Consider the following 19,300-nt stretch of genomic DNA (forward strand, 5'->3'; position numbering starts at 1 on the left):
GGGGCGTAATGTATAGTTTAAGAGAGAATCATACCTGGAATTAACATTACTCATTAATTATTATTCATTCTTTGTGAGTTGCTGGAATACCTGTTCCAGGGAGCTTTCCTCCTGCCTGAGCCCCACCAGTGGCCAGTTGCGCTCGGCAGCAAGGCGGAATACGTTGGAACGTACATCCGCCTCCTTGCTGGAAGTGATGCGGTAAGTATGATTATGCGCCAGTTCCACGCGCTCCACACCAGGTATACTTTGAAGCGCCTCCACCTCTACAGGAGCCTCAAACTCCACCAGCGTTACCTTCTCATTTTTACCGCCAGCCTGGAGACTTGCCACATCGCTGTTGGCCACCAATTTCCCCCTGTTGATGATCACCACGCGGTCGCAGATGGCGGTTACCTCCTGCATGATGTGGGTAGAGAAAATAACGGTTTTGTTCTGCCCGATCTGCCGGATAAGGGCTCGTATTTCCACGATCTGGTTCGGATCGAGGCCGGTGGTGGGCTCATCCAGTATCAGCACCTGCGGGTCGTGCACCAGTGCCTGCGCCAGCCCCACCCGTTGGCGGTAGCCTTTGGATAAAGCGCCGATCTTCTTACCCTGCTCCAGTGTTAGCCCGCACAGCTCCACCATCTCCTGCACACGCGCTTTGCCATACTTTCCCTTCAGGCCATATACAGAAGCCACAAAAGCCAGGTACTCGTGCACATACATATCCAGGTAGAGCGGGTTGTGTTCGGGCAGGTAACCTACGTTGCGGCGAACGGCCATCGGGTCCTGCACGACGTCGTGGCCTGCTACTACCACCGTACCGACAGAAGGGGGTAAATAGCAGGTGGCGATTTTCATGGTCGTGGATTTGCCGGCGCCGTTCGGCCCCAGAAAACCCAGGATCTGCCCCTGCTCCACCGTAAAAGAAATGTCATCCACGGCTCGTTGCGGACCGAATATTTTTGTTAAGTTCTTTACTTCGACTGACAAAGCTTGAAAGTTAGAAAGTTAGAAAGTTTAGGAGTTAGAAAGTCATTAAAACTCCTAAACGCATAGCAAATAACGTACAACGAATCGCGAACAGCAAACGCATGCGTTACTTCTTTACCCCTTCTGTTGTTTTCCTTTCGGCATGAGTGGCCGCACCTCAATATCTACGTGGTGGTAGTTTGGGTGCGATTCGAGCGCGTGCATAATGGTAGAAGCAATATCCTCTGGCCGCATCATATTCTCCGTCACCGTTACGCTGTCGATGTTGTCGAAAAAGTTAGTCTGCACAGAGCCGGGGTAGATGCAGGTTACTTTCACGCCATAGTTACGCACCTCCTTATACAGCGAGTGCGAGATGCCGCGCACCGCGTGCTTGGTACCGCAATAGCCCGCCATCTGCTCTATACCTGTAGTGCCGGCAATGGAGGATATGTTGATGATATGGCCTTCCTCCAGTTCCTTCATGCCCGGCAGCACCAGGCGTGTGCAGTAGAAAATACCGTTCACATTCGTCTCAAACATCAGGTGCCAATCATCCAGGCTCATGTCCTCAAACAAGCCAGACAGCCCCAGGCCGGCATTATTTATCAGTACCTGTACGTGTGTGCCCAAATGCGCGATGGTCTGGTCGAAAGCAGTCTGAACTGAATCGTTATAGCGCACATCGCACTCAAAGAAATAAAAGTTAGCGTGCTGCAGCTCAGGAGCAGTGCGTCCCCAGCCCGCCACAATAGCGCCTTTATCGAGCAGCGACTTCACGGTAGCCAGACCAATGCCCTTGCTAACGCCGGTCACCACCGCTACTTTTCCCTCTAGATTCATAGTTTTATAGGTTTAATGGTGAATGAGTGCATGAGTAAATTTTGAATGAGTGAATGAGTGTATAAACCAGGAATTATAAGACAAAAAATGAATGGAAATTATATGAAAGTCAGCTGTATACTTTATAATTTTATTAACCCATTCAAAATTCTCTAACTCTCTAACTCTCTAACTCCTAAACTCTCTAACTCACAAGTCTCCCAGCTGCGGACGGATGAGCAGTTCTTCCACCACACTGTTTTCTGATAACGTATAAGCGCCCCAAACAGCCATCGCTACATCCTCCGGCTTCACGAAACGCTCGGGCGGCAGGTCCACTCCCTCCCAACTGGCGGTCAGCGTGGCTCCCGGAAGTATGGACGTGACACGTACATTGTGCTCCTTCAGCTCCTCGCGCAGCACCTTGCTCATGCCATACATGGCAAACTTAGAGATGCTGTAAGCCCCACCGTTGGTGTATGCCATTATACTTGCCGTGGAGCACATGTTAAAGATATGGCCGGCGCGGCGCGAGATCATATCCTGCACGAACGCTTTCGTGATGTAATAGGCACTGTAAAGGTTGGTGTTGATCATGAACGGGAGCGCCTCATCGTCCTCCTCTGTTATTTTACCGGGTATAAAAAGGCCGCTGTTGTTCACCAGCACGTCTACCTGCACATTAAGGCCCTGCACATACTTGATAAAACGCTTCATGGCGTCGCGGTCGCTCAGGTCGGCCTCATGGTAAAACACCTTCGAGAACGTGTAGTTCTGCTCTATCTCCAGCTTCAGCTTCTGAAGTTCCTTTTCGTTTCGTGAACAGGTGATGATGTGGAAGCCCTCTTTGGCGAATTGCTCAATGATGGCTCTCCCGATGCCCTTTGTCCCCCCTGTTACCAAAATATATCGATGCATGCGCTTCTACGTTTTGTATGTTTTTCGATTTTATCCGTAATATAGGTATTTAACAGTATTTTTGCCTTAGAACGCTTAAATTACCCTGTTTTCAAACCCTGAGCACCGCAAAATGTTGCAGAATTTCGGAAAGTACCTTCTGTTCCTGAAGAGCCTCGTCACCCGGGGAGAGCCGCTGAAGATCATATTTAAACGTACCATAGATGAGGCTATCCTCATCGGAATTAACTCTATCTTCATTGTGGCCCTGGTATCAACGTTTATAGGCGCGGTGTCTACGGTGCAGGTATCTTATAACATGGTAAATGCCCTGATCCCCCGCTCCACCATAGGCTTTATCGTGCGGGAGATGGTGATTCTGGAGCTGGCCCCCACCATTACCTCTATCGTGCTGGCCGGCAAGGTAGGCTCCAGTATAGCGGGCGGGCTCGGCACTATGAAGATATCCGAGCAGGTGGACGCACTGGAGGTAATGGGGATTAACTCTACCTCCTACCTGGTACTGCCCAAAATTTTGGCGGCACTGCTCGTCTTCCCGATGCTGGTGATTATTGCCATGTTCCTGGGCCTGTTTGGAGGCTACATTGCCGGCACGGTTACCGGCGAACTCACCGCCCAGGAGTATATCTCCGGCATCCGCATTGACTTTATACCTTATAACGTAGTATTTGCCCTGATTAAGTCCTTTATTTTCGCTTTCCTGATCTCCTCCATCTCCTCTTTTAAAGGGTATTATACCACGGGCGGAGCCCTGGAAGTAGGTGCGGCCGGCACCTCTGCCGTTACCAACAGCGTAATTGCCGTGCTCATAGCCGACTTTATCAGTGCCCAATTACTGCTTTGATTCGTTTATACTTTACAGGAGCGCCTGCAACCTGGTAGGACATTTTTTTACGCATACGGTTTCCCTACATGATTGAGATACATAACATACATAAGAGCTTTGATGGCAAAGTGGTGCTGGACGGCATTAACGGGGTTTTCGAAACCGGTAAAACCAACCTGCTGCTGGGCGCCAGCGGCACCGGTAAAAGCGTGCTGCTCAAGTGCATTGTGGGGCTGATTAAGCCGGATCTTGGCAGCGTAACGTTCGATGGCACCTACTTCACGAACAACAAGCTGGATATCCGCCAGGAAATACGGCGCAAGATCGGGATGCTGTTCCAGGGATCTGCCCTGTTCGATTCTATGAACGTGGAGGAGAACGTGGAATTCCCGCTGATGATGCTGACTGACATGAGCAGGAAAGAACGCATGGACCGCGTGAACTTTTGCCTGCAGCGGGTGGGCCTCGAAGGAACGAACAAAAAAATGCCGGCTGAGCTAAGCGGCGGCATGAAAAAGCGTGTGGGCATTGCCCGCGCCATCGCCCCGAACTGCACCTACCTCTTCTGCGACGAGCCGAACTCCGGCCTCGACCCGCTCACGGCCCTGAAGATAGACAGGCTGATCAAAGAGATTACTGAGGAGTATAACATCACGACCATAGTGGTAACTCACGACATGAACTCCGTGATTGAGATCGGCGATAATATTATGTTCCTCTACGAAGGCAAAAAGCTGTGGGAAGGCACCAGCGACAACATACTGGATTCTGACGTGCCGGAGCTGAACGAGTTTATTTTTGCCAACCGCCTGATGCGCGACGCGAAGAAAGTGGAAGAGGAAGAAGAACGGCAAAAGGCCCAATAGCGCTTTAGAGCGACAGATAAGTATAAAAAAGTCCTCCTGCGGTCTAGCGCAGGAGGACTTTTTTATACTTTATGCTGCAGCCATTAAAGCACATACAACATGCCAGCTACCGTCGCCGTCATCATGCAGGCAAGCGAGGCGCCCAGTAAGGCCAGGAAACCCATTTTGGACAGGTTGCCCTGCTGATTCGGGGCCATACTTCCAATGCCGCCAATCTGGATGGCGATAGAGCTGAAGTTAGAGAAACCCGCCAGTGCATAGGTAGACATCACCAGTGCCTTGTCGCTCAGGGTGCCGGCAGCCTTCATATTAGCCAGGTCCAGGTAAGCCACAAACTCGTTTATAGCAGTTTTTTGCCCTAAAAGGCTACCCACCTGCAGGGTATCCTGCCAGGGCACGCCCATAATAAAAGCGAAGATCCGGAAGATCTGTCCCAGGATATACTGGAAGGAGAAACCATTGAACTGGCCGTTGGTGGAGGACACGACAAACTCATTCAGGCCGGTTACGCCCCCTATCTTGATCAGGATGTAGTTCAGCAGCGCTATAACCGCGATAAAAGCAAGCAGCATACCGCCTACGTTGGCAGCCAGCCTCAGGCCATCCGCCGCGCCGCGGCTCAGGGCATCCACCAGGTTCACCCCTAGTTGCTCTTCATTCACCTCCAGCTCCGTGTTAATCTTTTCTGGCTCCGTTTCCGGCACCAGGATTTTGGCCAGCACGATACCGGCCGGTGCGTTCATGACAGAGGCAGTGAGCAAGTGGGCCGCAAAAACAGCCTGCTGGCCCGGGTCGCTGCCGCCCAGAAAGGCCACGTAGGCCGCCAGCACTCCGCCAGCCAGAGTTGCCATACCTCCGGTCATCAGACACATCAGCTCCGAACGGGTCATACGGGAAATGAACGGGCGCACCAGCAGCGGCGCCTCCGTCTGGCCCAGGAAGATATTACCCGCCGCAGACAGACTCTCTGCACCTGAGAGGCGCATACCCTTCGACATGATCCAGGCTATACCGAAAACGATCTTCTGGAGCACGCCCAGGTAGTATAAACCAGCTGATACGGTAGAGAAGAAAATAATGGTGGGCAGCACCGAAAAGGCAAATATAAAGCCAAGGCCACCATTTTCGGCCGGGTTAGCCAGGTTGCCGAAGAGGAACTCGGCACCGGACTGGGAGAAGCTGAGCAGCTTTACGAACAGCTTACTGACAAAGGCAAAGCCGTCTGCTACTAGGGGCACCTGCGTTACCAGCACACCGAAGAAGATCTGGAGGAAGAGCCCGAAGCCTACCAGCCTCCAGTCAATGGCTTTTCTGTTTTTTGAGAAAAGAATAGCTATGCCTACTAAAACTAACAGGCCGCCGGCACCCCTAAGAATATCGAACATTTATACTTGGTTGAAAGAGAAAATCGGCCAAAATTAAGCCGAATATCTTATAAAACAAAAAGGTTCGGCACCACCGGGCACCGAACCTTCCGAATTTTATACTTCAGGTAAATCAGTTACGCTTATTCAGCTCGTCTCGTATTTTGGCGGCCTTTTCGTAGTCCTCTTTCTCAAGGGCATCGTTCAGCATTTTGTTCAGCTCATCCACAGAGGTTTGGCTCAGCGACTCTTTGGAAGTGCCAGAGCCGGCAGCCGGGGAAGTGCTCTTGACAGCCATTTCCTCGCTATCCTCATCCTCCTCTTCCAGGTCGCTAAGTATGATGCCAGCCTCCGACAGCACGCTCTCCACCGTATAGATAGGCACACCGAAGCGCAAGCCTATGGCAATGGCGTCAGAAGGGCGGGCATCCAGCTCAAACTCCTTCTTGCCGTTCGAACATACAATCTTTGAGTAGAACACCCCTTCCTTCAGGTCTGAGATCATGATCTCTGTTACGCGCACATCCAACTCCTCGGCAAACGACTTGAATAAATCGTGCGTGAGCGGACGGTTAGGGTTAATCTTCTCTATCTGAATGGCGATGGACTGCGCCTCAAACATGCCAATGATGATCGGCAGCCTCCTATTTCCCTCTTTCTCGCCCAAAACCAATGCAAACGATCCCGTCTGCGACTGGCTGGAGGAAAGGCCGAGTATCTCTAACTGAATTTTATCCACAGTATCTTTCTTCTAAAGTCTATTTGTCTAAGGCTTTGGCAGCCTCAATTAGTTTAGGAACAATCTCAAAAGCGTCGCCCACGATGCCGTAATCTGCGGCTTTGAAGAACGGCGCCTCCGGATCCTTATTAATAACGACAATCACTTTAGAAGAGTTAACCCCGGCCAGGTGCTGAATGGCCCCGGAAATGCCGATGGCAATGTACAGGTTGGGGCTAACAGTAATACCAGTTTGGCCAACGTGTTCGTGGTGCGGCCTCCAGTCCATGTCAGATACCGGCTTGGAGCAGGCAGTGGCGGCGCCAAGGGCCTTGGCCAGGTCCTCCACCAGGTGCCAGTTCTCAGGCCCTTTCAGACCACGGCCACCCGACACGACGATCTCCGCCTCCGGCAGCAACACACCGCCATCGGTTTCCTGCATCACCGTCTCCTTCGGGGCGGCGGCAAAGTCGGCATCGGTCAAGTCGGCAGACAGCTTCTCGATGGTGGCTGTGCTGCCGGCATTGTGCGCCGCCTCATAAGTGTTCTTTTTAACAGCGATGATCTTCACGTCAGACGTCAGGGCTACATCGGCAAAAGCTTTGCCGGAGAACACACCGCGTGTTACTGTGAAAGAACCGCCGTCCGTTTTAGGCAGCGACGTTACGTTGGTAGCCAGCGAGCCATTCAGGCGAACAGCCAGCTTAGATCCCACGGCAGCACCGATATTGGAGTTGGAGAACACCAGTACTTTGGCGCTTTCCTGCTGTGCAGCCTTGGCAATTACCTTTACATAAGCATCGGCCACAAACTGCTTCAGCCGCTCGTCGGCGTCATACAACACTTTGCCGATGCCCTGCTCGCCTAGTTTGGCAAGCGCTTCTTCGTGCACCTCGCCAATGGCTACGGCCGTGGCCGTGGTGCCCAGTTGCTGCGCTACCTGGCTTCCGTAGGATGCAGCCTCTAGTGAGGACTTTTTGATCTCTCCGTTAAGACCTTCTACAAATACTAATACAGACATGGTTATAGTACTTTAGCTTCGTTTCTCAATAATGTTATCAGTTCTCCGGCGTTCTCCGGGTCGATCATCTTCACCCCGCTTTTCTTCTCAGGTTTGCTGAAGTTCACGTACTCGGCCTTGGCCTCGGCGCCTACCGGCTCCTTCACGGCGAGAGGTTTGGTACGGGCCGTCATGATGCCGCGCATGTTGGGGATGCGGGGCTCAGACATGGGCTGCTGTGCGCTGGCCACGAACGGCAGCTTCACCTCTACCACTTCCTTGCCACCTTCAATCTCGCGCTCCAGGCGGGCAGTGCTGTCGTCTACCATGTCCAGCTTAAAGGCCGGAACAACCGACGGAATGCCCAGCAGTTCGCCTACCATGCCATGCACCTGCGAGCCGTTGAAGTCAATCGACTCCTTGCCCATCAGGATCATGTCGTAGCTGTTTTCCTTGGCAACGGCCGCAATCTGCTGCGCCACAAAGAAAGCATCTGTTGGTTTTGCGTTTACGCGGATGGCATCGTCAGCGCCTATGGCAAGTGCCTTGCGGATGTTTGGCTCGGCATCGGCCTCGCCTACGTTTAATACAGTTACGGTACCGCCCTTGGCCTCTTTGAGTTCAATGGCGCGGGTCAGGGCGTACTCATCCCAGGGGTTGATGACGAACTGCACACCGTTTTTGTCAAATTCCTTGTTATCAGCCGTAAAGTTTATCTTGGATGTGGTATCCGGTACGTTACTGATGCAAACTAATATTTTCATGGTTAGAAATGTTAGCTTATTAAATTTAGATTTGTGCGAAGTTAATTAAAATATAGCCAATTCGAAATGAACGAAAGCAGATTAGCCCAGCTCTTCAAGTTTCTGGAAGACGACCCGAACGACGCATTTACACTATACGCCATAGCCACCGAATATCGTAAGGAAAACCCGCAAAAAGCGCTGGAATACTACGAGAAGCTGCTGAACGAACACGAGAATTACGTGGGTACTTACTATCACGCTGCCAAACTATACGAGGAGCTGGGCCAAAACGATGTTGCCGAGCAAACTTATAAGAAAGGGATGCTGATCAGCCGCCGCGAGGGCAACATGCACGCTTTCTCGGAACTGCAGCAGGCCTACAACAAAATGATGGGCCTGGATTACGAGGATGATTAACCGGCTGCCAACCTCCCCGAACCGCATGTGTCAAAAATAGTATGCATGCAGCATATTTGCAAGTATACTTTATACTAGCCACAACGGTTACGTTTAAATTAGTAACAGCCGTTGTATGCTTTGGTTTGGGGAGGTTGCGAACGCAGCTTTAAGACGGGCAATTTGTGACCAGCAAAAGCTGTGAGAAGTATACTAACAAGAAGTAGCCGGGGCCAAACATCGGATTACTCGCCTACCAGCTCAAAAAAGCGCACCTTCGTTTTGCCTGGCACCAGCTTCACTCCCTGCGGTATCCCGGCATGCGACTCCTTCATGTGGTTTTTATACCACACCAGGTAACTTTCCTCTGCATCCCAGTAGGTCAGAAGCCAGATCTCGTTGGGGTTATCCTGCGGCACCATCACGTTCAGCTTTATAAAGCCGGGGGCATTGTCTACCAGGTGCGGGCGGTTGATAAAGGCTTCTCTTACTTCGGGGGCCATGTCGTTGGCAATGGTAAAGGTACTCGATGCTATAAACATATGGTATGATGTTGGCAAAGACTCTGTACTTGCCCCTGCTGTAGTTTACTGTTAGTTTTATACTTTTATATTTGGAGACACACTTTAAAGGTGGCCCCCTCGCCAGGCGTGCTGTCTACACTGATGCCGCCTCCAAGCGCCTCAGCCTGTATTTTGGTCAGGTACAGGCCAAGGCCTTTGGCGTCCCTGTTCTTGTGGAAGGTGCTGTAAAGGTGAAAGATCTTGTGTCCGAACCGCTCAAGGTTTATACCCAGGCCGTTATCGGAAACGGAAAGGCACACCTGCCCCTCCTCCTGCCAAGATTTGATGCGGATATGCGGCCGCCGCTCCGGCGACCTATACTTCAGCGCATTGGAAATAAGGTTATGGGCCATACTCTCCAGGTATATCTTGGGTGCTCTAACGGTGGTAACCTGCAGGTCCAGTTCTACCTGTGCGTTGGTTTCAAGCAGGATGGCCTGCAGGTTCTGTAGCTCCTTCTCCACCACCTCCGGCAGGTGTACTTCCTGCACCTCGAGTTGCTCGCTCAGCTCGCTCTGCAGGATCAGGTTAAGATCGTCGAGCGTGGCGGCCATGTTCCGGACCACCTTATCCATCAGCTCCATCACCTGACCGCAGGTTTCCGCTGTCGGCTGATTATGGTAGAGGCTCATCAGCCCTCTCATGTTACTGAGCGGCGAACGCAGGTTATGCGCTATGATCTGAGCAAAATCCTCCAGGCGACTTTTTTGGGTCTGCAGCCTTGCGGTAGAATTACGTAACTCATCGTTGAGCAGCTGCAGGTGCTCCTTTTGGTTCCGCAGCACCACGGCGATCAGGTCTTTCACCAAAACCTGGGCAATCTCGATCTCGCTCAGGCTCCACGGCAGCGATTTTCCCTTTATCACCTGCACCCACCTGGCAAACGACTTGCGCGGGTGTATTCGCCTCGAACTCTCCTCTGTCTCCTTATCCGGCTTGCCAGCCCAGATGCGTGTCTCAGAAATCTCCGGCTTAAAGTATAAAAGGTACTCTTTGTTGAGTTTGGATATCTCCAGCGCCAGCAACCCACTGGCCTGCTGCCGCATGTCTGCGGCGGCAGGGTATACTTTCGAAAGGTGCCGCGTGTGGAAGGTGCTGCTGTCTACGTTTTCTGCGAGCCAGCCGGCAAGCTCCTGCAGGGCAGCCTTATCCGGCGTGATGCCGCACGTATAGCTGTTGTCTCCCAGCAGCAGGGCCACCCCTGCTGCCTCCGTGAGCGCAAGTATGGCGGGGCTCTGTTCCTGCAGCTGTACCTGCAAGTGCTGGCTGCTCATCAGCTGGCGCATCAACGCTTCCTCCTGCTGCTTCAGCTCCTCCATCCGCCGCAGGTCGCGCTGCTCCTGGTGTGCCAGCACGCCATTGGCAAAAGCCTGCGCCACATTCAAGCAAAGCTGGCGTTTCCAGTAATTTATAAAAAGCGGGGATTTATGCTGGCAGGCGATAATGCCCCACAGCTTGCCGTTCACAATGATCGAAACAGACAGGGTAGCCTGCACGCCCATGTTCTGCAGGTACTCCAGGTGAATTTCGGAAGGGTTGCGCAGCTCCGACAGGATGATGTTGGAGGGCTGCCCGGAGGCCGGGTTAACGTATGGCGTGATGTTTACGGCCGTGCCCGATACGTGGGGGATCTGCCTGACCGGCTTCTTGAGCAACAGCGCGCGGGCCTGCGCCGGAATATCCGAGGCCGGGAAATGATGGTGCAGGTACGAGTGCAGTCCGGGTTTTATTTTCTCCGCGATCACCTCGCCGTGCCAGTCTTCATCGAAACGGTAGAGCATTACCTGGTCGTAGGCGATGGCCTGCTGCACGAACTCCGTCGTTACCTGGGCTTGCGCCTCCAGCGTGTCCTGCTGGTCCAGCTTTTCCAGAAACTTGGTGTACGCACCGGTTAGCTCCAGCATTTCCTGCCCCCCTGCCGGCTGCTCATAGCGTTCGCACTCCAGCACCAAACTGCCCTGCGACTCGTGGAGGAACGCGAAGAACTGCTTGCCCTGCAGCTGCACCAGCCTAAGGTTTATACTTTGCTCGCTTTGCTGCACCAGCTTTTCCAGTTGGGCATACTCCTCTCCCGAGCAAATAGCATCCAGCGCTTTCCCCAAAAGTACGTCCGGTTCGGCCTGCAGAAACTGTCCGATATTCTCGCTCACCTGCTCCACCGCCAGGGTATGTTTGTTCAGGATAAGCAGGAAGCCGTGCGGCTGTATTCTCCCGATAATATGTATGGGTTCTTTATCGCAATTCGAGAGGTCAACTTTGTAGTTCTGATAATTCTGCATCAGGTGTTCAGGTGCTGCTTTCAGGTTTTTTGAGCGTGTAAGTTAGCTAAATTGTATTGGAATACAGCATTGTAGGGCGAGAGGCTTATCCTTTATGCAGATTATAACAGTGCCATACGTTATACTTTGCAGTTACAACAACAAAGCCAACCCCTATACGGGAGCTGGCTTTGTAAGGATAGCATTCTTAATGCTATAGTTTCTACGCCAATGTCAGCACCAGGTCGTCGGTATTCACCATTTCCCCCTCCGAGAGCGTTATACTTGCTACCTCGGTATCTGCCGAAGCGGTAATGGTGGTTTCCATCTTCATGGCCTCTATCACAAAGAGCGGCGTATTCTTTTTAACCTTCTGCTCTTTCTCCACCAGTATCTTCGACAGCATTCCCTGCAGCGGTGCCCCAATCTGTTTCGGGTTATTTTTGTCTACTTTCTGGTGCTCCACACGCTCCACTTTCACAGAGCGGTCGCGCACATCGATGTTACGGCTCTGCCCATTCAGCTTAAAGAACACGGTGCGCATGCCGTCCTCGTTCACGTGGCCCATTGATTGGAATTTGACCACGATGGACTTGCCGCGCGCAATGTCGATGATGGCCTCCTCGCCGGGCTGCAGGCCATAGAAAAAGAGACGGGTCGGGATTTTGGAAACATCGCCGTACTGCTCCAAGTGTTTATGATAGGCCTCGTATACCTTGGGGTAAAGCTGATAACTCAGAAAGTCTGTAAACTTCGTCTCTTTCCCGAATTTCTCCTGAAAGGCGGCAAACTCCTTTTCAAAATCCACCGGTTCCAGGTGCTCGTTCGGCCGGTCTGTAAACGGCTTTTCTTCTTTCAGGATGATGTCCTGCAGCTTTTTGGGGAAACCTCCGGCCGGCTGCCCCAGCTCGCCTTTAAAGAACGACTGCACCGACTCCGGAAACGAGATCTCCTCGCCCCGCTCCAGCACATCCACGGTCGTCAGCCCGTTTGAAACCAGGTATAGAGCCATGTCGCCCACAACTTTGGAGCTCGGCGTCACCTTCACCACATCCCCGAACAGCTGGTTCACCTCGGCATACGTCTCTTTTATGTTCTCCCACTTATCGCCCAGCCCCAGCGCGTTGGCCTGCGGGCGCAGGTTCGAGTACTGCCCGCCCGGAATCTCGTGGCGGTATACTTCAGCCGTGCCCGCCTTCAGACCAGCCTCAAACGGGTAATAGTACTCGCGCACCGTCTCCCAATAATTAGAATGCTGGTTCAGGCTCATCTGGTCGAACTCGCGGTGGCGCTCCTGGAAGCGCATCACCTCCACCATGGCATTGAAGTTCGGCTGCGAAGTTAGCCCCGACATGGCTCCCAGCGCCACGTCCACCACATCCACACCGGCTTCAATCGCCTTCAGGTACGTGGCAGATTGTACAGAAGATGTATCGTGGGTATGCAGGTGGATCGGGAGTTTCACCGTTTCACGCAGGGCGGTAATTAACTCTGTCGCGGCATAGGGTTTCAGCAGGCCGGCCATGTCTTTTACGGCCAGTATATGCGCGCCGGCATCCTCCAGTTGCCGGGCCAGCTGCAGGTAATAGTTCAGGTTATACTTTGTCTTCTTCGGGTTCAGGATATCGCCGGTGTAACAGATGGTGCCCTCGGCCAGGCCTTGCGTACGCTTGCGCACGAAGTTGATGCACGGCTCCATACTTTTCATCCAGTTGAGCGAGTCAAAGATGCGGAAAATATCCACGCCCGTCTCCCACGACTTCTCCACGAAGGCTTCGATCAGGTTGTCCGGGTAGGCCTTGTACCTCACTCCATTGGAGCCCCGGATGAGCATCTGCAACAGGATGTTCGGCACCGCTTTCCTGATTTCGGCCAGTCTGTCCCAGGGGTCCTCGTGCAGGAAGCGCAGGCACACATCAAAGGTAGCGCCGCCCCATACTTCCATGCTAAAGGTCTGCGGGTGGTCCTTGGCATAGGCCTCGGCAATCTTGAGCATGTCAAAGGAGCGCATCCGCGTAGCCAGCAGCGACTGGTGCGCGTCGCGGAAAGTGGTATCGGTGTAGTGTATGAGCGGGTCGTTGCGCAGCCACTTGGAAAACTCCTCCGGCCCCAGCTCCGTTAGCAGGTCTTTGGTGCCCTTCTCATAGGGTTTGCCTGTATTAAAGCTATGGAAGTCGGGCTTTCGCAGCACCTTGTCCGGGTCGACTTTCTTCACGTCCGGGTTGCCGTTCACCATCACATCGGCCAGGTAAGCAAGCATTTTGGTCGCTCTGTCCTTGCGTGGCTTAAACACAAACAGCTCAGGATGGTTCTTCACAAAGTCTACCGTGGCATCACCGGAAATAAAGGTGGGGTGCCCAATGATGTTCTGCAGGAAGGGGATGTTGTGCTTCACGCCCCGGATGCGGAACTCATCCAGCGTGCGGGCCATTTTGGTGGCCGCATGAGCCAGTGTTGGCGCGTGCGTGGATACTTTTACCAGCAGCGAGTCAAAGAAAGGGCTGATCTTGGCGCCCGTGTACACGCTGCCCTGGTCCAGGCGGATGCCGAAGCCACCCGCGCTGCGATAAGCGATGATGGTACCGTAGTCGGGTTTAAAATCGTTTTCCGGGTCCTCGGTGGTAAGGCGGCATTGGATGGCCACGCCATTGGCGCGCACCACGTGTTGCGGCCCCAGCAGCACCTCTTCATCGTCCAGCCTGTAGCCATCTGCAATGTAAAGCTGCGTCTTGATCAGGTCGATGCCGGTGATCATCTCCGTAACGGTGTGCTCCACCTGGATACGCGGGTTCACCTCTATAAAGAAGATGTTGTTTGTATGGGGCTCCACCAGGAACTCTACCGTACCCACGTTATTGTAGTTCACGGCCTTGCAGATGCGGATGGCGTAGTCGTAGAGTTTGTGTCGCGTTTCCTCGTTCAGACTGATGGCCGGCGCTACCTCCACCACTTTCTGGAAACGGCGCTGCACCGAACAGTCGCGCTCGAACAGGTGCGTGATATTTCCATACGCGTCGGCCACGATCTGCACCTCGATATGCTTGGGATTCTCCACGTACTTCTCCAGGAAAACCGTGTCGTCGCCAAAGGCTTTCAGGGCCTCGTTCTTGGCCTCAAAAAAGCCTTTCTCCAGTTGCTCGTCATCCCGGATCACGCGCATGCCGCGCCCACCGCCACCTGCGGCAGCTTTTAGCATGAGCGGATAGCCGATACGGTGCGCTTCCTCCAGCGCGGTTTCAAAGGTATTCAGGTCCAGGTCATTGCTCTGAATCACGGGCACCTCGCAGCTTACGGCTACTTTCTTAGCCGCGATCTTATCCCCGAGCGAGGCCATAACCTGCGGTTTAGGGCCGATGAAAATAATGCCGTTTCCGGCGCACTTCTGTGAGAAATGCTGGTTCTCGGATAAAAAGCCGTAGCCCGGGTGTATGGCGTCCACGTTGTTTTCTCGCGCTATCCGGATAATGCCGTCGATGTCGAGGTAAGGTTGCAGCGGCTGGTTGTCTTTGCCGATCTGGTAGGCTTCGTCGGCCTTGTAGCGGTGCAGGGAATAACGGTCTTCATACGTATAGATGGCTACCGTTTCTATGTTGAGCTCCGTGCACGCACGCAGCACCCGGATAGCGATTTCGCCACGGTTGGCCACAAGTACTTTTTTAATTTTCATGGAAGGTGAGATGTGTAAAGGTTTAGTTTAGTAATCCAGGTGTATTGGGAGATTTGCACAACCAAGGCTGATTTCGATGTTCTGCTTTCAATTGTACAAAATAAGGCTTGTGTAATACTAATTTTCAGATATTTCTAATACATACTTTTTCAGAAGAAGGTTATTATGTTGATATTCAACCGCTTACCAAAACAAACTCCTTGATTGGTAAAAATTTTAGCGTGACTTATACTTTAGGATAGGTCGTGGGAAAAGTCACGGGGTGATCCTTTCCGCGCATGTCTGCCGCCGTTCTTCGCTTCCGGGAGGTGAGCGGAAAGGAACTTATACTTGCGTTATATTCTATACTTTATACTTTCTCTGGGGCAACTCTCCTGACTTAAGTCCTTTTTATGATATCGAGTTTGTAACTTGATTGGCTTCTAAAGCCATACTTTATACTTGGGTTATACTTGCTGGTTTATACTTCATACCGATCGCTGGCGCGGGTTTGCAACCCGTGCCTTCTTTAATGTCGGGTTTGTAACCCGACTGGCTCACAGAGCCATACTTCATACTTGGGCTATACTTGAATTGCTTCCGCTTCCCGCAACTGGAACTTAGCTATCCTTACTAGCCTCTGTTCATCCACGGCTTTACAACTAGCTCTTTTAACCTCCGACTTTGGTGCTCTCCAGCCCGAGAGGGCTCGTCCTTTGGCATCGCGCTGTCTATTGAAGCTGCTCCTCGCTGGCGCTCCGGGCTGCTGAGCAAGCTCAGCACCGCATCAATAGAAGGCGCTCAACCCAAGGACTGGAAACAGATTCGATAACACCGGCTTTTTGTCATCTCGACCAACGGGAGAGATCTCTTTAGAATTCCGGATAGATCTCTCGCCCTGCTCAAGATGACAGGAAAAGGAGCAAGTATAAACTCCCTCTCCTGTTTTTAGGAGAGGGCTGGGGAGAGGAGAAATCCCCTCCTCGGAGGGGCTGGGGTGGGTTTATACTTTGGGGAGCAAGTCATGAATACCAGCAGCAACGAAACTTATACTTCAGCAGCAGCAAATACAGACTCCCCTCCTTGAACTCCGAGAACGCGAATTCGAAGATAGCGAGCGTAGCGCTAAGAGCTAGGGGTGCTTGGATCCGGCAGCGCAAGTATAACTGAGGAGGTCAATCAGATGTGTTTATTATCATGGTCGTACTTTCAAACAACCAAAAGCTAATATGATTAGTATTTCTAATTATATTAGCACATATTTGTAAGCGATGATAAAGGCAGAAGATTTCCTGAAAGGCCGCGGCGCCCAATACAACCCCAACAACCCCTACCTGAGGCAGGAGTACGTGGCCGAGCACGTGGAGGGACTGGACGAGCCGATGCTGGGCAATTCTAAAACGGAGTTCCTGCCCGAGTTCCCTAAAAAAGTGGTCAATAAGGTGGAGAGTCCGGATGTGGGGCTCGGCTACTCGCTGAACCCTTACCAGGGCTGTGAGCACGGCTGCGTGTACTGCTACGCGCGCAACTCGCACCAGTACTGGGGCTACGGTGCCGGCCTCGACTTTGAGCGCAAGATCATCATCAAGGAAAATGCCCCGGAGGTACTGGCCCGGCAACTGGAGAGCCCCAACTGGCAGATAATGCCCATCATGCTGGCTGGCAACACCGACTGCTACCAGCCCATAGAGGCCAAAAAGCAACTCACCCGCCGCATTTTAGAAGTACTGCTGCAATACCGACACCCGGTCAGCATCATCACCAAAAATGCCCTTATACTGCGTGACCTGGACCTGCTGCAGGAGCTAAACAAGTATGACCTGGTGCATGTGAGCATCAGCATCACCACTCTGGACGAGAAGCTGCGGCAGAAGCTGGAGCCGCGCACCGCCTCGGCGGCCAAGCGGCTGGAGGTCGTGCGGCGGTTAAGCTCCACGGGCATCCCTGTAAACGTGATGACCGCCCCCATCATCCCCGGCCTGAACGACTCTGAGATTCCGGCACTGGTGAAGGCAGCCGCAGAGGCCGGCGCAAGTAATGCGGCTTATACCTTGGTGCGGCTTAACGGCAGTATCGGGCCAATTTTCGAGGATTGGATTCAGCAAGCGTTTCCGGACAAGGCGCAGAAGGTGCTTAGCCAGATCGCTGACAGCCACGGCGGCCAGCTGAACGACAGCCGCTTCGGGGTGCGCATGCGCGGAGAGGGAAAGTTTGCGGAACTCATCAGCAGGCTCTTCCGGGTAAGTAGGCAGAAGTACATGGCCGGGCGAAGTATGAAACCCTACAACTATGACCACTTTTGCCAGCGGAAGGGAAAGCAGCTGGGTTTGTTTTAAGCAGACCAGGCATCAATTGGAGGGAAATTACTATATTTCCATAGCTGATAAAGTACTTTACCGCCATCCTATGCTCAAACATACGATTTATACGGTCGCACTTGCCACCGCCATACTTTCACTTTCCGGCTGCCAATCCGGCCACAGCGAGGAGGCGGCGACCACAACGCAGGAGCAGCCCGGGAAACACCCGCTCTCCTTCCGCTCCCAAACCGTGACCCGCAAATCCAGCTATTGTGGCCAGGGCCCCAGTGCCTGCGCCGAGGCCACCATCACCTATGTAGAGGCAATGGGCGGCCCCGAAACACTCAGGCAAAGTATAAACCGTTTCATCCAAAGGCGCATCCTAAGCCTGCAACTGGATATGAACCCCGAGGCGGACACCACGGCAACAAACGCCAACGCGGCCGAAAGAGTAGCAGCCGCATTCGTAAAGCAGCAGGAAGATTTTATCATCGAGATGCAGGAGATACCGGCTTCCGCTGCCTGGGAGCTGCAGGTGGAGATGGCCCCTGTTTACCAGGCACCCACGGTTACCACCCTGGCCATGACAAGCTATACTTACGCCGGAGGGGCGCACCCCAATTCCTTCCTTGGCCTGCAAAGCTTCGATAGCGAGGGCAGGCAACTGCGTATAGCTGATATGGTGGCTGACACGGCGCAATTACAACGCTTGGTAGAAAAAGAGTTCAGGCGCGCACGCAGCACCGTGGGCGATAAACCTTTTGCAGAGGCAGGATTATTTATTGAGGGAGATGCGCTTCCGCTGCCACAGCAGGCCGGATTAACCCCACAGGGTCTGAGGCTATATTACAACGCCTATGAGATTGGTCCTTATGCTTTTGGGCCTACTGATTTGCTGCTGACGTACCAGCAACTGGGCGACCTGCTGCGAGACAAGTATAAGCCAAGATAAGTATGGCAGTGCACCGAACACCGCCGCCGCTGCAACCTACAGCCGCCTGCACAGTATGAAAAACGAGCAAAAAATCATCCGCTACAGCCTATGCAACACGGACAAGACATTATAGTAAACAGCTGGGCTGAGCTTCAGGCGGCCCTCTTCGACCACACCTGGGACGATACGATCAACCGCTTCCGCTCCTCTTTTGTGTACCGGGGCGCCTGGAGCAAGTCCTTCGACCTGCGCACGAGCATCATGCGCATCGGGCCAAAGTATGAGGAACTGGAGCCGCACCTGCTGCGCAACTTCCGCAAGTATGCCTACAGCAACTCCGCCCCCGGCGACTCTATCTGGAACTGGCTGGCGGTGGCCCAGCACCACGGTTTGCCCACCCGCCTCCTCGACTGGACTTACTCCCCCTACGTGGCCCTGCACTTCGCCACCGCCAACCTCGACCACTACGACCAGGACGGGTGCGTGTGGTGTATGAATTATGTAAAGTCGAGCGAACACCTGCCGCCCACCCTCCGCAACACGCTCAAGGAAGAAGGCTCCAACGTGTTTACCCCAGAGATGCTGGAGCCTGCGGCGCCCTCGTTCAAAGCCCTCAAAAGCTTTCAGGATGAGGATTACGTGGTGTTCCTGGAGCCGCCCTCCCTCGACGCCCGCATCGTGCACCAGTACGCGCTGTTCTCAATGATGTCGGATGTGAAGGCCGAACTCAGCCGCTGGCTTCAACAGCACCCCGATTTATACTTCCGCGTCATCATCCCCAAGGAACTGAAGTGGGAAGTGCGGGATAAACTGGACCAGGCCAACATCACGGAGCGCGTACTCATGCCGGGCCTCTCGGGGCTGAGCCAATGGCTGAAGCGCCATTATACCCACTCCTGATCTTTTAACTAAAATTTGTAACCCAGGGAAGTATAAGTACACAGGAAATGTATAACTTAAGGCACGCTTACACTTTTAATACACGA

General features: G+C 53.1%; 16 protein-coding genes. 6 read left to right on the forward strand and 10 right to left on the reverse strand.

Features of this window, described 5'->3' with window-relative positions; all coding sequences use genetic code 11:
- Window positions 1–60: 60 nt before the first annotated feature.
- The 3 genes from gldA to OH144_RS08350 all read right to left on the reverse strand — a co-directional run bounded on the left by gldA (window position 61) and on the right by OH144_RS08350 (window position 2,697).
- Window positions 61–978: a gliding motility-associated ABC transporter ATP-binding subunit GldA gene (gene gldA, locus OH144_RS08340; protein WP_266205839.1), complete on the reverse strand. Its 918-nt coding sequence runs from the start codon at window positions 976–978 to the stop codon at window positions 61–63.
- 114 nt (window positions 979–1,092) lie between these two features.
- Window positions 1,093–1,800 (reverse strand): SDR family oxidoreductase, encoded by a 708-nt coding sequence (locus OH144_RS08345; RefSeq protein WP_266205840.1) that lies wholly within the window; start codon window positions 1,798–1,800, stop codon window positions 1,093–1,095.
- Between the two features lie 189 nt (window positions 1,801–1,989).
- A complete protein-coding gene (locus OH144_RS08350; RefSeq protein WP_266205841.1) occupies window positions 1,990–2,697 on the reverse strand; it encodes an SDR family oxidoreductase in 708 nt (235 codons plus the stop codon).
- Between the two features lie 112 nt (window positions 2,698–2,809).
- On the opposite strand from OH144_RS08350, the gene OH144_RS08355 reads away from it, so the two are divergent.
- Both OH144_RS08355 and OH144_RS08360 read left to right on the forward strand, forming a co-directional pair.
- Entirely contained in the window at window positions 2,810–3,541 is a 732-nt protein-coding gene (locus OH144_RS08355) for an MlaE family ABC transporter permease (RefSeq protein WP_266205842.1), read from the forward strand.
- A gap of 68 nt (window positions 3,542–3,609) precedes the next feature.
- A complete protein-coding gene (locus OH144_RS08360; protein ID WP_266205843.1) occupies window positions 3,610–4,389 on the forward strand; it encodes an ABC transporter ATP-binding protein in 780 nt (259 codons plus the stop codon).
- 83 nt (window positions 4,390–4,472) lie between these two features.
- Here OH144_RS08360 and OH144_RS08365 read toward each other — a convergent pair whose 3' ends face one another.
- The 4 genes from OH144_RS08365 to OH144_RS08380 all read right to left on the reverse strand — a co-directional run bounded on the left by OH144_RS08365 (window position 4,473) and on the right by OH144_RS08380 (window position 8,235).
- The gene (locus tag OH144_RS08365; RefSeq protein WP_266205844.1) at window positions 4,473–5,774 is read right to left on the reverse strand and encodes a NupC/NupG family nucleoside CNT transporter; all 1,302 of its coding nucleotides are present in this window, start codon (window positions 5,772–5,774) and stop codon (window positions 4,473–4,475) included.
- Window positions 5,775–5,886: 112 nt separating this feature from the next.
- Window positions 5,887–6,492, reverse strand: a complete 606-nt coding sequence (locus OH144_RS08370) for a bifunctional nuclease family protein (protein ID WP_266205845.1) — start codon at window positions 6,490–6,492, stop codon at window positions 5,887–5,889.
- Between the two features lie 19 nt (window positions 6,493–6,511).
- Window positions 6,512–7,492: an electron transfer flavoprotein subunit alpha/FixB family protein gene (locus OH144_RS08375; protein ID WP_266205846.1), complete on the reverse strand. Its 981-nt coding sequence runs from the start codon at window positions 7,490–7,492 to the stop codon at window positions 6,512–6,514.
- Window positions 7,493–7,494: 2 nt separating this feature from the next.
- Window positions 7,495–8,235, reverse strand: coding sequence for an electron transfer flavoprotein subunit beta/FixA family protein (locus tag OH144_RS08380; RefSeq protein WP_266205847.1), 741 nt, complete (start codon window positions 8,233–8,235; stop codon window positions 7,495–7,497).
- Window positions 8,236–8,301: 66 nt separating this feature from the next.
- On the opposite strand from OH144_RS08380, the gene OH144_RS08385 reads away from it, so the two are divergent.
- Entirely contained in the window at window positions 8,302–8,634 is a 333-nt protein-coding gene (locus tag OH144_RS08385; protein WP_266205848.1) for a tetratricopeptide repeat protein, read from the forward strand.
- 224 nt (window positions 8,635–8,858) lie between these two features.
- Here OH144_RS08385 and OH144_RS08390 read toward each other — a convergent pair whose 3' ends face one another.
- The 3 genes from OH144_RS08390 to OH144_RS08400 form a co-directional block, all read right to left on the reverse strand.
- A complete protein-coding gene (locus tag OH144_RS08390; RefSeq protein ID WP_266205849.1) occupies window positions 8,859–9,155 on the reverse strand; it encodes an antibiotic biosynthesis monooxygenase family protein in 297 nt (98 codons plus the stop codon).
- Between the two features lie 65 nt (window positions 9,156–9,220).
- Complete coding sequence (locus OH144_RS08395) at window positions 9,221–11,455, reverse strand: ATP-binding protein (protein ID WP_266205850.1); 2,235 nt, start codon at window positions 11,453–11,455, stop codon at window positions 9,221–9,223.
- Window positions 11,456–11,657: 202 nt separating this feature from the next.
- The gene (locus OH144_RS08400; protein WP_266205851.1) at window positions 11,658–15,101 is read right to left on the reverse strand and encodes a pyruvate carboxylase; all 3,444 of its coding nucleotides are present in this window, start codon (window positions 15,099–15,101) and stop codon (window positions 11,658–11,660) included.
- A 1,250-nt stretch (window positions 15,102–16,351) separates the two neighbouring features.
- On the opposite strand from OH144_RS08400, the gene OH144_RS08405 reads away from it, so the two are divergent.
- From OH144_RS08405 to OH144_RS08415, 3 genes are all read left to right on the forward strand, one after another.
- Window positions 16,352–17,416, forward strand: a complete 1,065-nt coding sequence (locus tag OH144_RS08405) for a PA0069 family radical SAM protein (RefSeq protein ID WP_266205853.1) — start codon at window positions 16,352–16,354, stop codon at window positions 17,414–17,416.
- A gap of 70 nt (window positions 17,417–17,486) precedes the next feature.
- Complete coding sequence (locus OH144_RS08410; RefSeq protein WP_266205854.1) at window positions 17,487–18,332, forward strand: DUF3298 and DUF4163 domain-containing protein; 846 nt, start codon at window positions 17,487–17,489, stop codon at window positions 18,330–18,332.
- Window positions 18,333–18,422: 90 nt separating this feature from the next.
- Window positions 18,423–19,214, forward strand: a complete 792-nt coding sequence (locus OH144_RS08415; protein WP_266205855.1) for an FRG domain-containing protein — start codon at window positions 18,423–18,425, stop codon at window positions 19,212–19,214.
- The last annotated feature ends 86 nt before the right edge of the window (window positions 19,215–19,300 follow it).

This window comes from Pontibacter kalidii (assembly GCF_026278245.1).
In the GTDB taxonomy this organism is placed as follows: Bacteria; Bacteroidota; Bacteroidia; order Cytophagales; family Hymenobacteraceae; genus Pontibacter; species Pontibacter kalidii.